This is a genomic window from Streptomyces sp. NPDC032091 (assembly GCF_055580265.1).
Genome location: NZ_JBVILR010000042.1, coordinates 1 through 14,979, shown reverse-complemented (window position 1 = coordinate 14,979; position 14,979 = coordinate 1). Strand labels below are relative to the sequence as shown.

The 14,979-nt window shown below is 75.3% G+C and carries 11 protein-coding genes; 5 read left to right on the top strand and 6 right to left on the bottom strand.

The annotated features are described in order from the left end of the window. The first annotated feature begins 9 nt into the window (after positions 1-9). Genes ACZ5NJ_RS37175 through ACZ5NJ_RS37165 form a run of 3 tightly spaced genes read left to right on the top strand, consistent with a single transcriptional unit; the run spans position 10 to position 3,265 of the window. Positions 10-786 carry a thioesterase II family protein gene (locus ACZ5NJ_RS37175; protein ID WP_468771131.1) on the top strand — a complete coding sequence of 259 codons (777 nt, stop codon included), beginning with the start codon at positions 10-12 and terminating at the stop codon, positions 784-786. Then, complete coding sequence (locus ACZ5NJ_RS37170) at positions 776-2,221, top strand: NDP-hexose 2,3-dehydratase family protein (RefSeq protein ID WP_468771129.1); 1,446 nt, start codon at positions 776-778, stop codon at positions 2,219-2,221. The genes ACZ5NJ_RS37175 and ACZ5NJ_RS37170 overlap by 11 nt, the downstream gene beginning before the upstream one ends. A gap of 51 nt (positions 2,222-2,272) precedes the next feature. Beyond that, the gene (locus ACZ5NJ_RS37165; RefSeq protein WP_468771128.1) at positions 2,273-3,265 is read left to right on the top strand and encodes a Gfo/Idh/MocA family protein; all 993 of its coding nucleotides are present in this window, start codon (positions 2,273-2,275) and stop codon (positions 3,263-3,265) included. Here ACZ5NJ_RS37165 and abc-f read toward each other — a convergent pair. The 6 genes from abc-f to ACZ5NJ_RS37135 all read right to left on the bottom strand — a co-directional run bounded on the left by abc-f (position 3,255) and on the right by ACZ5NJ_RS37135 (position 11,775). Further along, the gene (abc-f, locus tag ACZ5NJ_RS37160; RefSeq protein WP_468771175.1) at positions 3,255-4,913 is read right to left on the bottom strand and encodes a ribosomal protection-like ABC-F family protein; all 1,659 of its coding nucleotides are present in this window, start codon (positions 4,911-4,913) and stop codon (positions 3,255-3,257) included. The two genes, ACZ5NJ_RS37165 and abc-f, sit on opposite strands and share 11 nt — an antisense overlap. A 92-nt stretch (positions 4,914-5,005) precedes the next feature. After that, positions 5,006-5,305: an antibiotic biosynthesis monooxygenase family protein gene (locus tag ACZ5NJ_RS37155; protein ID WP_042811379.1), complete on the bottom strand. Its 300-nt coding sequence runs from the start codon at positions 5,303-5,305 to the stop codon at positions 5,006-5,008. Between the two features lie 45 nt (positions 5,306-5,350). Then, entirely contained in the window at positions 5,351-6,985 is a 1,635-nt protein-coding gene (locus tag ACZ5NJ_RS37150; protein WP_468771126.1) for a class I adenylate-forming enzyme family protein, read from the bottom strand. Positions 6,986-7,061: 76 nt separating this feature from the next. After that, a complete protein-coding gene (locus tag ACZ5NJ_RS37145; RefSeq protein ID WP_468771124.1) occupies positions 7,062-8,984 on the bottom strand; it encodes a condensation domain-containing protein in 1,923 nt (640 codons plus the stop codon). Further along, on the bottom strand, positions 8,981-9,949 hold the full coding sequence (locus ACZ5NJ_RS37140) for an aromatase/cyclase (protein ID WP_468771122.1): 969 nt from the start codon (positions 9,947-9,949) through the stop codon (positions 8,981-8,983). Before ACZ5NJ_RS37140 ends, ACZ5NJ_RS37145 begins: the two co-directional genes overlap by 4 nt. 152 nt (positions 9,950-10,101) lie before the next feature. Next, positions 10,102-11,775 carry a class I adenylate-forming enzyme family protein gene (locus tag ACZ5NJ_RS37135; RefSeq protein WP_468771121.1) on the bottom strand — a complete coding sequence of 558 codons (1,674 nt, stop codon included), beginning with the start codon at positions 11,773-11,775 and terminating at the stop codon, positions 10,102-10,104. A gap of 206 nt (positions 11,776-11,981) precedes the next feature. Between ACZ5NJ_RS37135 and ccrA the strand changes: the two genes are divergently transcribed. Further along, entirely contained in the window at positions 11,982-13,322 is a 1,341-nt protein-coding gene (gene ccrA, locus ACZ5NJ_RS37130; RefSeq protein WP_468771119.1) for a crotonyl-CoA carboxylase/reductase, read from the top strand. A gap of 113 nt (positions 13,323-13,435) precedes the next feature. Next, positions 13,436-14,890, top strand: coding sequence for an argininosuccinate synthase (argG, locus tag ACZ5NJ_RS37125; protein WP_468771117.1), 1,455 nt, complete (start codon positions 13,436-13,438; stop codon positions 14,888-14,890). Positions 14,891-14,979: the final 89 nt, after the last annotated feature.

Here is a 14,979-nt window from a genome sequence, read left to right as displayed (position 1 = left end):
GATCCGCCCGTGACCACGCCCACCGCCACACGCGCCCCGGCCCCCGTCCGTGACGCGTGGCTGCGCCGCTTCCGCCCGCTCCAGGCCGCGGCCGTGCGGCTGGTGTGCTTCCCCCACGCCGGCGGCTCGGCCGGCTCCTTCCTCACCCTCGCCTCCTCCCTCGCGCCGCTGGGCGTCGAGGTGCTGGCCGTGCAGTACCCGGGCCGTCAGGAGCGCCGGACGGAGCCCTTCGCCCGGAGCGTCGAGGAGCTCGTGGAGGCGCTGTTGCCGGAGCTGCGGCAGTGGACCGGCCGGCCGTTCGCCCTGTTCGGGCACAGCCTGGGCGCCACCCTCGCCTTCGAGACGGCCCGCCGGCTCACCGAGCTCGGGGAGCGGCCCGTCCACCTGTTCCTCTCGGGCCGCCGGGCGCCGACGGTGCCGCGCCGCGACACCGGGCACCCGCTGGACGACCACGCGCTGATCTCGATGATCGCCCGCCTCCAGGGCACCGAGCCGGCGGTGCTGCGGGACGAGGAGCTGCTGCGGATGGTGCTGCCCGTCCTGCGCGGCGACTACGAGCTGGCCGACGCCTACCGGTACCGGCCGGGGGAGGCCCTGCGGACGCCGGTGACGGTACTGACCGGCGACCGCGACCCGAACGTACCCGTACGGGACGCCTGCCGCTGGTCGGAGGTGACGGCGGGGCCGTTCGCGATGTGCGTGCTGCCCGGCGGTCACTTCTTCCTCAACGAGCGCCCGGACGAGGTCCGCGCCGTCATCGAAGGGGCCCTGGCCGATGCGCTCTGAGACCACCGCCGTACCCCGGACGGCCGTCGCCGCCGACCGGGCGGAGACCGCCGGCCGCGTGCTGCGGTCGGCCCGTACGCCCGACAGCGCGGCCACGCCCGTCGACGGGGTGCCGGGCTGGCTGGCCCGGCAGGCCCGGGCGGGCGACTTCCGGGTGACTCCGGTCCCGTTCGACGAGCTGCGCGGCTGGTACTTCGAGGAGGGGACCGGCAACCTGCGGCACGAGTCGGGCCGGTTCTTCTCCGTGGAGGGCCTCCACGTGCACGCCGACGGCCTGCCCGCACGGGGCTGGAAGCAGCCGATCATCGTGCAGCCGGAGATCGGCCTGCTGGGCATCGTCGCGCGGGAGATCGACGGGGTGCTCCACTTCCTGATGCAGGCCAAGATGGAGCCGGGCAACGTCAACACGCTCCAGCTCTCCCCGACCGTGCAGGCCACCCGCAGCAATTTCACCGGGGTGCACCGGGGGCGCGGGATCCCGTACCTGGACCTGTTCCTGGAGCGCGGGCGGGCCCGGGTGCTCGTCGACGCCCTCCAGTCCGAGCAGGCCGACTGGTTCCTCGCCAAACGCAACCGCAACATGGTCGTCGAGGTCGACGAGGACATCGAGGCCGGCCCGGACTTCCGCTGGCTGACCCTCGGCCAGCTGCTGCGGCTGCTGCGCCTGGACAACGTGGTCAACATGGACACCCGTTCGATCCTCGCCTGCCTGCCGACCGCCGGCGCCTCGGACGGGGACGGCCCCGCCGCCACGCCGGTGCTGCGCTCCTTCCACGACCCGTCGGCGCCCGCCCGGCACACCACCGCGGAGATCCTCAGCTGGCTGACGGGGATCCGCGCCCGCCGGGAGCTGGTCCAGCGGCGCGTTCCGCTGGACGAGGTGGCCGAGGACGGCTGGCTGCGCACCGCGCGGGAGATCGGCCACACCGGCGGCCGCCGCTTCCGGGTCATCGGCGCCGACGTCCGCGCCGCCAACCGCGAGGTGGCGTCCTGGAGCCAGCCGCTGATCCAGCCGCAGGTGCCCGGGCTGATGGCGCTGGTGGTCAAGCCCGTCGGCGGCGTCCTGCACGCCCTCGTCCAGGCCCGCGTGGACGTCGGCCACCTCAACGTCGCCGAACTCGCCCCGACCGTGCACTGCCGGCCGGCCGACCACACCGGGCCGGGCCGCGAACCGTTCCCGCCGTTCCTCGCGGACGTCCTGGCGGCGCCCGCCGGACGGGTCCGCTACGACGCGGTGCAGTCCGAGGAGGGCGGGCGCTTCCACCACGCCGAGAACCGGTACGTGATCGTCGAGGCCGGCGAGGACTTCGCCGAGGACGTCCCCGAGGACTTCGCCTGGCTGACCTTCTCCCAGCTCACCGAACTGCTGGCGTACGGCAACCACTTGGACGTCGAGCTGCGCACGCTCGTCGTCTGCGCCCACACCCTGTACTGAACACCCCGGCCCGCACTCCGCACCCCGTACTCCGCACCCCCGAGGACGTCCATGCCCGCCCCCCTGCGCCTCGGCCTGCTCGGCTGCGGCGACATCGCCGCCCGCCGCACCCTGCCCGCCCTGGCCCGTACCCCCGGCGCGGTCCTCGCCGCCGTCGCGGCCCGGGACCCCGCGCGGGCGGCGGCGTACGCGGCCCGCTTCGGCGGGGAGCCCGCCGCCTCGTACGAGGAGCTGCTGGCCCGCCCGGACGTCGAGGCCGTCTACCTGTGCCTGCCGACGATGCTGCACGCCGCGTGGGCGGAGCGGGCACTGGAGGCGGGCAAGCACGTCCTCGTGGAGAAGCCCCTGGCGACGAACGGGGCTGACGCGCGGCGGCTGTTCGCGCTCGCCGCGCGGCGGGGGCTGGTGCTGCTGGAGAACTTCATGTTCCTCCACCACGCCGCCCAGCGGACGGTGGCCGGGCTGCTCGGCTCGGGCGTCCTCGGCACCGTCCGCGCGGTGTCCGCCGCGTTCACCATCCCGCCCCGCCCCGACGGCGACACCCGCTACGACCCGGCCCTGGGCGGCGGCGCCCTCCTCGACAACGGGGTCTACCCGCTGCGCGCCGCCCTGCGCCTGCTCGGCACGGACCTGAGGGTGGCCGGCGCGGTGCTCCGCCACGACGACCGTCACGGCGTCGACCTGTCGGGCTCCGCCCTGCTGTCCGCACCCGACGGGGCCACCGCCCAGGTGCGGTGGGGGATGGAGCACCACTACCGCTCCTGGTACGAGGTCCAGGGCAGCGCCGGCACCCTGTCCGTCGAGCACGTCTACACGACGGCGCCCGACCACTCCCCCGTCGTCCTCCTGCGCACCGGCACGGAGACCACGGAGCTGCGCGTCCCCGCCGAGGACCACTTCGAGGCCGTCCTCACCTTCTTCACGACCGCGACCGCCTCCCGAACCCCGAACCACCCGGCCCTGCCCCTGCTCGACACGGAGTCGACCCGACAGGCGGAACTACTGGACGAGATCCGGGAGGCGGCCCTGCGCGTCAGCGCGTGAGGGCGAGACCGCCCTCCAGTTCCAGGTGGGAGCCCTGGAAGCCGCGGCGCATGCGGCGGTCGTGGGTGACGGTGACCACCGCGCCCGTGTACTGGGCCAGGGCCTCCTCCATCTCCTCCACCAGCAGCGGCGACAGGTGGTTCGTCGGCTCGTCCAGCAGCAGCAGGTCCACCGGGCGGGTCACCAGGCGGGCCACGTCGATGCGGCGGCGCTGGCCCACCGACAGGGAGCCCACCGGCAGTTCCAGCTCCGGCGCGCGGAACAGGCCCAGGGACAGCAGCTGTTCGGCGTACTCGTCGGGGTGGCCGGGGCGGCCCTCCGCGAACTCGGCGAGGACCGAGCGGCGGGGGTGCTTGGGCATCTCGTCCTGGCGCAGCCAGCCGATGTGCGCGGCCCGGCGCACGGTGCCCCGGTCGGGTTCGATGTCCCCGGCCAGGACGCGCAGCAGGGTGCTCTTGCCGGCCCCGTTGGGCCCGGTGATCAGCAGCCGTTCGCCCGGCGCGATCGACAGGGCGCCGATCTTCAGCCGGCCGGCCACCTCGACGTCCGCGAGCTCGGTCAGCGGTCCCTGCTCCTGCTCGGGGGCGGGGTCCTCGCCGAGGGCCAGGGAGGCGGTGAAACGCAGCGGCTCGGGCGGCGGCGGGACGGGGTTCTCGCGCAGCCTGCGCAGTCGCTCGTTGGCGTTGCGGGCCTTGCCCGAGGTGGCCGAGGAGGAGGAGCGGGCCCGGTGGTGCTCGGAGCCGCTGAAGGCCCAGGGGCCCTTCTTGGCGATGGCTGCCAGCATCCGGCCGGCGTTCTCGGCGAGCTTCTCCTGGCGGGCGATCTCCTGGAGGTGGTCCTCGTACTCCTGCTCCCAGCGGGCGCGGGCGGCGGCCTTGGCGGTGAGGTAGCCCTGGTAGCCGTTGCCGTACCGGTTGACGGTGTGGGTGTCGGGGTCGACCTCCAGGATGGTGGAGGTCACCGCCTCCAGGAAGGCCCGGTCGTGGGTGATGACGACGACGGTCCCCCGGTGGTCCTGGAGCCGCTTCTCCAGCCAGTCGACGGCCTGGTCGTCCAGGTCGTTGGTCGGCTCGTCGAGGAGCAGCAGTTCGGGGGCGGCGGCCAGGGTGGCGGCCAGGGCGAGGCGGGAGCGCTCGCCGCCGGACAGGGTGTCGACGGCCCGGTCCCGGTCCAGGTGGGGCAGGCCCAGGCCGTGCAGGGCTGCGTCGGCGCGGGCGTCGGCCTCGTAGCCGCCGCGCGCCTCGAACTCGGCGAGCAGGTCGCCGTATTCCTCCAGGAGCCGCGGGTCGTCGTCGACGAGGGCGTCCTCCGCCGCGTGCAGGCGGCGCTCGACGTCCCGCAGGTCCGCGAACGCCTGGTCCAGCACGTCGCGGACGGTGGCACCGGCGGGCAGTTCCAGGCGCTGCGGGAGGTGGCCGACGCCGCCGGGCGCGGTGACGGTCAGGTCGCCGTTGTCGGCGGCCTCCACGCCGGCGATCAGCCGCAGGAGCGTGGACTTGCCCGAGCCGTTGTCGCCGATGACGCCCGCCTTCTCACCGGGTTTGACCGTCAGCGACACCCGGTCCAGCACGACGTGGTCGTCATAGCGTTTGGTGACCTCGTCCAGCGTGAGCTGGGAGTGCACCCGGGACGCGGTGGGTGAGGACATTCGCATGGACATGCTCCTGGTCGTGCGGTCGGTGCGGTCTCGACGGTGTCCCGCCGGACTGGAGTCCGGCTCGAACACGGCTCGATCCCCGGTCAGGCGGCGGTGGCGGGGGCCTCGGGGAGCGCCTCGTACAGGCCCTGCTCGCGGGTGGCGAGGACGGCGAGCTCCCGGGCCAGCTCGCGGAAGCCCTCGCTGGACACGGCGGCGCGGTGCGCCGCGGTGTCCTCCCAGACGGAGAGTTCCACGAAGAAGTTGGCGGTGCCGACCAGGCGCAGGGTCTGGTGGCTGACGCATCCGGGCTGGGCGCTGACGAAGCGGGTCAGGCGGCTCTTGGCGTCGAGGAAGCGGACGAGGTCGCCGTGGACGTTCAGCTTGTTGACGTAGGTCACCATGACGGGCGCTCCTTCGTGGGTCGGTCCTGGGAGGGGTGGGGGCGGTCAGACGGCCGCCTCGGCGGCCGCGCGGGTGCGGATGCCGCGGCGCAGCACGCCGCGTACCGGTTTGCCGACGGGGGTGCGCGGGACGGCGTCGATGGCCTCGACGCGCCGGATGCGCTCGTAGGGGGCGAGGCGCTCGTTGGCGCGTGCGGCGATCTGTGCCAGGACGGGCGCGGGGTCGGCGCCGGCGGCGTCCCGGTCGCGCAGGACGATGCCGGCCCAGGTGACGGCGCCGTGCACGGCGTCGGGCCAGCCGACGACCGCGCACTCGGCGACCCGGGGGTCGCAGCCGAGGATCCGTTCGACGGCGCTGGGCGAGACGAGTTCCCCGTCGTGGAGGAAGACGTCCCCGAGCCGGTCGACGAGGAAGAGCTCCCCGCCGGGGCCGATGCGGCCGACGTCGCCGGTGGAGAACCAGCCGTCGGGGCCGGCGGGGGGCTCGTCCCGGCCGAGGTAGCCGGCCATCAGCTGGGGGCCGCGGACCTGGACCTCGCCGCTCTCGCCGGGGGCCAGGGGGGCGCCGGTGTCGGGGTGGACGACGCGGCAGGCGGTGCCGGGCACGGGGGCGCCGACCGAGCCGGTGCCGGTGGTGCCGTCGGGGCGCTGGCAGTGGGTGAGCGGGGAGAGCTCGGTCATGCCGTAGCCCTGGACGACGGGGACGCCGAGCCGCTCGGCGAGGGCGCGGGCGGCGGCCGGGTCCAGGGCGCTGCCGCCCGACAGGACGGCGGTCAGCCGGGGGCCGGCGGGCAGGCCCGGCAGGCGCCCGCCGGCGCGGAACCGTTCGTCGGCGGCCAGCCGGTGGAGGCGGGCGGGCAGGGCGTAGTAGTGGGTGGCGCCGGCCCGTTCGGCGAGGGCGAAGGAGGCGAGCGGGTCGGGGTCGGGGCACAGCACCTGGCAGGCACCCGCGTAGACGGCCGAGTTGAGGTGCATCGGCTGGTACAGCGGCAGGTGGTTGAGGGTGGTGGAGTCCTCGCCGAGGCGGTGGGCGAGGGCCGTCTGGACGGCGTTGGCGACCAGGTTGCGGTGGGTCAGCCGGACGCCCTTGGGGCTCGCGGTGGTGCCCGTCGTGAACTGTACGCAGGCTTCGGCGTCGAGGTCGACGGTGACGGCCGGGCGGGGGGCGGTGGAGCCGGCGGCCGGTGCGACGGCGTCGAGGACGAGGTCCAGGGGGACGGCGGCGCCGCACAGGTCCGCGCCGTCCTCGGTCCCGGTGACGAGGATCAGGGACAGGCTCTCGGGCCGGTCGGGCAGCGCGCACAGCGTCTCGGCGACGGCCCGCGGCGCGAAGGCCAGCTCGGCGCCGGCCGCGGCGAGCACCTTCGCCGTCCGGGCGGGCGAGAGCAGCGGGTTGAGGACGACGACGGTGTTCCCGCTGCGGACGGTGGCGTAGTAGGCGGCGGCGAACTCGGCGTCGAGGGTGTTCACGACGGCGACGCGGGCCCCGCGCCGGCCCACCGAGCACTCCAGGTAGGCGGCGATCCGGTCGACGCGGGCGTCGAGCTCGCCGAAGGTGGACGTCCGCGCGCCGACGACCAGCGCGGGGGCTCCGGGGGCGCGCAGGGCCGCACGGCGCAGCAGCCCGTCCAGGGGCAGGTGCGGCAGTCGCGGCAGGTCCGGAAGGTCGGGTGTCGGCACGGGTCTGCTCCCCTCTGCGCTGCGTCCGGCGGGCGGCAGGGCCTTCCCACCGTCCGCGCCCGCGCTCGGAACTCGGTCAGGAACCGCTCGAATCCGGCTGGATCCTCTTGCGTCCGGCGGCGGTCAGGGCGCCGGCGAGGTCGCGGCCGGTGGCGGCGACCGCGACCGGCGGCCGGCTCCAGCCGTGGGCGGCGACCCGCCGTGCGACCTCGTGCGCGAGGCCCTCCACCTCCGGGTACCCGCCGAGCACGACGGGTACCCCGGCGGCCAGCGCGGGGGCCAGCGCGGTGAGGGCGGCCGTGGCCCCGGGGGCCACGGACAGCAGGGCCCGGGGGCCGCGCCGGCCGCGCGCGAGGCCGTCGTAGCAGTCCTCGGGGGCGCCGGGCGGCCGCAGCAGGCAGACCAGCCCGCTGCCGGGGGTGGCGGCCGCGCGCAGGGTGCGGGGCGCGGGGTGGGGGCGCGGGGCCGCCAGGGGCAGGGGGCTCCCGTCGAGCAGGCGCAGCGCCTCGGCGACGGTGGCGCCGGGGCCGGCCTCGGCCGGGAGGCCGCGCAGCAGGCGGACGGTCTGCCAGAGGATCTCGTCGGCGTCCGCGTCGGCGATCCGGGTCCGGTCGTGGACGAGCGTCAGCAGCAGCCCGCCGCGGGCGTCGTGACGGGCGGTCAGCGCGAGCGGCGTCGCGGTGTAGGCCTCCCAGTCCTCCACCGGCCCGCCACCGGACCCGCCGTCCGCCCCGAGCGCCCCGAGCGCCTCGGCGCCCGTACCCGACACCGCCTCGAACGGGGACGGCGCGGACGGCTCCGGCGAAGGCGAGGGCTCCCCGAGCGGCGCCGCCGCGGACGCGGGCCCCGCGGGCGGGCGGGGCTCCTGTGGCGGGAGGAACTCCAGCACCGACTCGGTGAGCGGTTCGTACGGGTCGCGGCCCGACCAGCGGTGGACCTCCCCGGCCGAGACCCACTCGTACGCGGCGAGGTCGACGGCCCGGCCGGTGAGGTCGGCGAGCAGCGCGGACAGGGTGGCGCCGGGCCGGACCTCCACGGCCACGGGGAGCGCCCCCAGCAGGGGACCGGGCAGCCGGCCGGCCCCGTCGAGCGGGATGCCCCGGCCGGACACGGCGGCGGCGAAGGCCACCGGCAGGGCGGAGCCGGGCCCGCCGTGCGCGCGGTACAGCAGCAGGGCCCACACGGCCTGGAGGGCGGTGCTCTCGGCGGCGCCCCGGGCGGCGGCCCAGGCGCGCAGCCGGGCCGCTTCGGCCGGGGTGAGCCGCCGGCGGGTCCGGCCGTGCCCGCGCTGGTGCGTGGGGCGGCCGCGGTCGCCGGCCGGGAGGGTGGCGGAGCCGGCGGGCGGGGCGGCGTCCGCCCAGAAGGCGCGGGCGGGGGCGCGGTCCCGGGAGCCGATCCACTGGAGGTGGTCGCGCAGGTCGGGCCGGCGTTCGCCGCCGCGGGGGCGGCCGTCGGCGGCGTGGGCGCGGTGGAAGGCGTCGACGAGGTGCGCGGCGCTGACGGGGTCGAGGAACGCCCGGTGGTAGGTGAGCAGGATCCGGGCCGATCCGCCGGGCCCGTCCAGGACGGCGATGCGCAGCGGGTCGGGCCGGGTCAGGTCGAACTCGCGCATCCGCTCGGCGGCGAGCAGGGCCTCCCAGTCGGTGCCGCCCTCGGGGTGGCGGACGATCAGCGGGCCGGCGGCCGGGTGGACGGCGACACCGGGCGGCCCGGTCCCGGAGGCGGCCGGGGCGAGCCCGGTGCGCAGGACCGCCTCCTGGTCGGTGACGGCCCGCCAGGCCCGGGTGAACCGCTCGGCGTCGAACGGCCCGGGCTGTCGCCAGTGCAGCTGCCCGGTGTGCAGGCCCCGGCCCGGGTGGGTGAGGCCGTCCAGCAGGACGTCGATCTGGAGCGGGGCGGCGGGGTGGTTCCGCGGCCGGGGTGCGGCGGGGGCACGGGGTGCGGCGAGGGTCCGGGGCGCCGGGGCCGGGCGCGGGCCGTCGCCGGGGCGGCGGGTCACCGCCTCGCGCTCAGGGTCGGGACGGCCGTCTCGGCGTGCCGTCGGGCGAGGTGCAGGACGCGGGTGGAGGCTCCGCCCAGGCTGCGGCGTACGTGGTCGCGGGCCTGGGCGAGGTCGGCGCCGGGGCCGAGGACCGGCTCGATGTCCTCGGGGCGCAGCAGGACGCGGTGGGCGGCGACGGCGGTGACCCCGGTCTCGTCCGGGTCCACCGACCATTCGCCGGTGTGCGCGGCGAGCAGCCGGGGGGTGCGGGTGCGCTTGTGGACGATCCGTCCGGCGTGCGGGAGGCAGACGCGTACGGACTCGCTGGTCTCGGTGGTGCCGTCGGCGGCGACCGTGTCCATGGCCAGCAGCTGGACGCCCGTGCGGTCTTCGGTCACCTGTGCGCGGGTGATCTCGGGCAGGTGCGCGGGCCAGTCCGCGGCCCGGTACAGGAAGTCGTAGACGAGCTCGGGGGGTCCCTGGACGCGTACGGAGTCCTCGAAGGACAGCAGGAGGCCGTCCAGGGCGGTCCACTGCTCGGCGGTCCGCTTGAGCTGTTCCAGTTCGGCGTGGCTGTTGGCGTCGGTGGCCTCGGCGAGCCACCGGGCGCCGGCCGCGTCCCCCGCGGCCGCCGCGAACCGGTGGTGCAGGGTCAGGCGGGCGCGTCCGCCGGCCAGTTCGGCGACCTCCCAGCGCCCGCCCATGGCGGTGGCCGGGGGTGCGGGGACCTCGTGGTGGAAGTCGATGGTCCGCCGCGCGGCGTCCAGGGAGCGCCGGGACACCCAGGACGTGACGGTCCCGCCGGCGGTGGCCCACATCCCGAAGCGGTCGCGGGTCCCGTCGAAGTCCAGCCGCTCCACGTGGATGCTGGGCGGGACGAACAGCGGCCACTGGGTCGTGTCCGCGAGCAGCGCGTAGACCACGCCCGCGGGGGCGGCCACGTCCACCGAGTACGACGTGTGCTGCACACGCTCACCTGACATCGGCTCACACCTCTCTGCCTCGGCCCACCAACTTCGCGCGGGCCGGCGGAGCTGCGCTCGAAGGCCCCTGGATCCCGGCTGCACGGGCCGTCGACGAGCCCTCGTGGGTCCGTCCGGGCCCGTCCGGGGCCGGACGGAGCCCGGTCGGGGGGTCAGAGCGAGGCTTCGGCCCGCGCCCGGTGGCACAGCTCGCGGCGCAGGGCGCGCCGTTCGGGCTTGCCGGCGGGGGTGCGGGGGACGGCGCCGAGGACCTCGACCCGGCGGATCTGCTCGTGCGGGCCGAGCTGCTCGTTGGCGGTCTCCACGATCGAGTCGAGGACGTCGAGGAGGCCGGGCGCGGCCGGGTGGTGCAGGACGAGCCCGAGCCAGACGACGGCTCCGTGGACCGGGTCGGGCCAGCCGACGACGACGCAGTCGGCGACCCGGGGGTCGGCGGCGAGGACGGATTCGACGGCGGTCGGCGAGACGAGTTCGCCGTCGTACGAGAAGACGTCGTCGAGCCGGTCGACGAGGTAGAGCTGCCCGTCCGGGCCGATGCGGCCGACGTCCTGGGTGGAGAACCAGCCGTCCTCCCCGGTGGGCGGCCCGCTCTCGCCGAGGTAGCCGGCCATCAGCTGGGGTCCGCTCAGCTGGACCTCGCCGGTCTCGCCGGGGCCGAGCGGGACGCCGGTGACGGGGTGGACGACGCGGCAGGCGGTGCCGGGGACGGGGGTGCCGACGGAGCCGGAGCCGCCGGTGTCCTCGCCGGGGCGCTGGGAGTGGGTGAGGGGGGCGCATTCGACGAGGCCGTAGCCCTGGAGGACGGGGACGCCGAGCCGCTCGGACAGCATCCGGGCGTCGGCGGGGGCGAGGGCGCTGCCGCCGGAGAGGACGGCGGTGAGCCGGTCGAGGTCGGCCCGGGAGGGGAGCGGGAAGCCGGGGAGGTCCACGGCGCCGGGGAGGTCCCCCGCGCCGGGGAGGTCGGCGTGGCGCAGGTCGGCGGCGAGCTGGTGCAGCCGGGCGGGCAGGCTGTAGAGGTGGGTGGCGCCGGTGCGGGCGGCCAGGGCGAGGGCGGCGGCCGGGCGCGGGGCGGGGCACAGCACCTGGCAGGCGCCGGCGAGGACGGCCGAGTTGAGGTGCATCGGCTGGTAGAGCGGCAGGTGGTTGAGGGTGACCGAGCCGGAGTCGAGCCGGTGGGCGGCCGCCGTCTGGGCGGCGTTGGCGAGCAGGTTGCGGTGGGTCAGCAGGACGCCCTTGGGCCGGCCGGTCGTCCCGGTGGTGAACTGCACGCACACCACGGCGTGGGGGTCGGCGGGGGCGTCCGGCCGGCGCGGTCCGGTGCGCGGGGCGCCGTCCAGGGCCACGGCCAGCGGCAGGGCGTCGGCGGGCACGATCCCGTCGGGGGCGTCGGTGACGACGATCTCGCGCAGCAGCGGCAGCCGGTCGGCGGTCTTGACGAGCTGCTCGGCGGCGGCGGTGGGCAGGAAGGCGATCTCCACCCCGGCCACCTCGCACATGCGGCGCAGTCCGGCCGCCCGGACCAGGGGGTTGAGCAGCACGACGGTGTTGCCGCTGCGGACGGTGCCGTAGTAGGCGGCGGCGAACTCGTCGTCGAGGGTGTTGGCGACCCCGACGCGGGCCCCGCGCCGGCCGAGGACGTGCTCCAGGTAGGCGGCGTAGCGGTCGGCCCGGGCGTCGAGCTCGGCGAAGGTCCGCGTGCCGTGGGGGGTGCGGACCGCGCAGGCGGCGGGGTCGCGTTCCGCGGCCCGGCGCAGCAGTCCGTCGAGGGGGAGTTCCCTGCGGCGGAGCGGTTGCGGGCGACTGCGGCTGAGGCTGTAGATCGGCACGGCGCGTCCTCCTGATCGGGCTGACCCTGATCCCGACGCATCACGGTCCGCACCTCCGGTTGAGGCCGCTTCGAAGGGGACTCGATCCCGTGGCCTTCGAGCGTTCCTCCGGCGGCCTTCGACCGCGGGGGCGGAGCCTGCCTGCACGCGCGCCGGGGCCCGCACGCCCGGCCCCGCCGCATCCGCTCCGTCGCAAGGGAACTCACGTGGACGAGATCGTCAAGGCCCTGCTCTCCGAGGACACGGCACCGGCCGACTTCGCCGCGCTGGCGTTGCCGGAGTCGTACCGCGGCAACGTGGTGCGCCGGGACGAGACGGACATGTTCGCGGGGATGCCCTCGGCGCAGAAGGACCCGCGCAAGTCCCTGCACCTGCAGGATGTGCCGACGCCGGAGCCGGGTCCCGGCGAGGCGCTGGTCGCGGTGATGGCGAGCGCGATCAACTACAACACCGTCTGGAGCTCGATCTTCGAGCCGCTGGCGACCTTCGGCTTCCTGGAGCGCTACGGCCGCCTCTCGGAGCTCACCCGCCGCCACGACCTGCCGTACCACGTGCTGGGCTCGGACCTGGCGGGCGTGGTGCTGCGTACCGGCCCCGGCGTCAACCGCTGGAAGGCCGGCGACCGGGTCGTGGCGCACTGCCTGTCGGTGGAGCTGGAGTCCGCGGACGGGCACGGGGACACGATGCTCGACCCGGAGCAGCGGATCTGGGGCTTCGAGACCAACTTCGGCGGGCTGGCGGAGCTCGCGCTCGTCAAGTCCAACCAGCTCATGCCCAAGCCCGAGCACCTGACCTGGGAGGAGGCGGCCTCCCCGGGGCTGGTGAACTCCACCGCCTACCGCCAGCTGGTCTCCCGCAACGGCGCCGGGATGAAGCAGGGCGACAACGTCCTGATCTGGGGGGCGAGCGGCGGCCTCGGCTCGTACGCGACGCAGCTGGCGCTGGCGGGCGGCGCGAACCCGGTGTGCGTGGTGTCGTCCCCGGAGAAGGCGGAGATCTGCCGGGCGATGGGCGCGGAGGCGGTCATCGACCGCAGCGCCGAGGACTACCGGTTCTGGAAGGACGAGCAGACCCAGGACCCGCGCGAGTGGAAGCGCTTCGGCAAGCGCATCCGCGAGCTGACCGGCGGCGAGGACGTGGACATCGTCTTCGAGCACCCGGGCCGCGAGACCTTCGGCGCGAGCGTGTACGTCACCCGCAAGGGCGGCACGGTCGTCACCTGCGCCTCCACCTCCGGCTTCCGGCACGAGTACGACAACCGCTACCTGTGGATGTCGCTGAAGCGGATCATCGGCTCGCACTTCGCGAACTACCGCGAGGCCTGGGAGGCCAACCGCCTGATCGTCAAGGGCAGGATCCACCCCACCCTCTCGAAGGTCTACCCGCTGGAGGAGACCGGCCAGGCCGCGTACGACGTGCACCGCAACCTGCACCAGGGCAAGGTCGGCGTCCTCGCGCTCGCCCCCGAGGAGGGTCTGGGCGTACGGGATCACGAGCTGCGCGCGAAGCACCTGGAGGCGATCAACCGCTTCCGCCCGCGGGCCTGAGCGGGGCCTTGCCGATCATGGAACGCATTAACGGCGTTAACGCCGTTAACGCCGTTCGTGCCGGAATCCCTCCTCCACTTGCATGAACATGCATCGTTCTGCATACTCATCCCATGTCTAAGGTCCTCACCTCCCTTCCCGTCGGCGAGCGCGTCGGCATCGCCTTCTCCGGCGGACTCGACACCTCCGTCGCGGTCGCGTGGATGCGCGACAAGGGCGCCGTCCCTTGCACCTACACCGCCGACATCGGCCAGTACGACGAGCCCGACATCGCCTCGGTGCCCGGGCGCGCCCAGGCCTACGGCGCCGAGGTCGCGCGCCTGGTCGACTGCCGCGCGGCGCTGGTCGAGGAGGGCCTGGCCGCACTGACCTGCGGTGCGTTCCACATCCGCTCCGGCGGGCGCGCCTACTTCAACACCACCCCGCTCGGCCGCGCGGTCACCGGCACCCTGCTGGTCCGGGCGATGCTGGAGGACGACGTCCAGATCTGGGGCGACGGCTCGACCTTCAAGGGCAACGACATCGAGCGGTTCTACCGCTACGGCCTGCTCGCCAACCCGCACCTGCGGATCTACAAGCCCTGGCTCGACGCCGACTTCGTCACCGAGCTCGGCGGCCGCAAGGAGATGTCGGAGTGGCTGCTGGCCCACGGCCTCCCCTACCGGGACAGCACGGAGAAGGCGTACTCCACCGACGCCAACATCTGGGGCGCCACCCACGAGGCCAAGACCCTGGAGCACCTGGACACCGGCGTCGAGACCGTCGACCCGATCATGGGCGTCCGGTTCTGGGACCCCTCGGTCGAGATCGACGCCGAGGACGTGACCATCGGCTTCGAGCAGGGCCGGCCCGTTACGATCAACGGCAAGCAGTTCGCCTCCGCCGTCGACCTGGTCATGGAGGCCAACGCCATCGGCGGCCGGCACGGCATGGGCATGTCGGACCAGATCGAGAACCGGATCATCGAGGCGAAGAGCCGCGGCATCTACGAGGCGCCCGGCATGGCCCTGCTGCACGCCGCGTACGAGCGCCTGGTCAACGCCATCCACAACGAGGACACCCTCGCCCAGTACCACAACGAGGGCCGCCGTCTCGGCCGGCTGATGTACGAGGGCCGCTGGCTGGACCCGCAGGCCCTGATGGTCCGCGAGTCCCTCCAGCGCTGGGTCGGCGCGGCCGTCACCGGCGAGGTCACCCTGCGGCTGCGGCGCGGCGAGGACTACTCGATCCTCGACACCCAGGGCCCGGCCTTCAGTTACCACCCGGACAAGCTGTCCATGGAGCGCACCGAGGACTCGGCCTTCGGCCCGGTGGACCGCATCGGCCAGCTCACCATGCGCAACCTCGACATCGCCGACTCCCGCGCCAAGCTGGAGCAGTACGCCGTCCTCGGCCTGATCGGCAGCGGCAGCCCCGCCGTCGGCGCCGCCCAGGCGGCCGCGACCGGCCTGATCGGCACCATGCCGGAGATGCCGGAGGGCGGCGCCGAGGCCATCGCCTCCCGCGGCGAGGTCTCCGCGGACGAGCTGCTGCTGGACCGCGCCGCGATGGAGTCCGGCACCGACTAGGTCGTCTCTTTCGGATCTTGCCGGTCAAGCCCGCGTCGTCCGGTGCCGTGCATCGCCGCCTTGGCGGGGCGCCGCCGTACTGGACGTAC

What these genes read in the sequence shown, in the direction of transcription:
- argG (WP_468771117.1), top strand. Translation starts at nt 13,436, where the DNA reads ATGTCTAAGGTCCTCACCTCCCTTCCCGTCGGCGAGCGCGTCGGCATC.
- ACZ5NJ_RS37165 (WP_468771128.1), top strand. Translation starts at nt 2,273, where the DNA reads ATGCCCGCCCCCCTGCGCCTCGGCCTGCTCGGCTGCGGCGACATCGCC.
- abc-f (WP_468771175.1), bottom strand. Translation starts at nt 4,913, where the DNA reads ATGTCCTCACCCACCGCGTCCCGGGTGCACTCCCAGCTCACGCTGGAC.
- ACZ5NJ_RS37155 (WP_042811379.1), bottom strand. Translation starts at nt 5,305, where the DNA reads ATGGTGACCTACGTCAACAAGCTGAACGTCCACGGCGACCTCGTCCGC.
- ACZ5NJ_RS37170 (WP_468771129.1), top strand. Translation starts at nt 776, where the DNA reads ATGCGCTCTGAGACCACCGCCGTACCCCGGACGGCCGTCGCCGCCGAC.
- ACZ5NJ_RS37140 (WP_468771122.1), bottom strand. Translation starts at nt 9,949, where the DNA reads ATGTCAGGTGAGCGTGTGCAGCACACGTCGTACTCGGTGGACGTGGCC.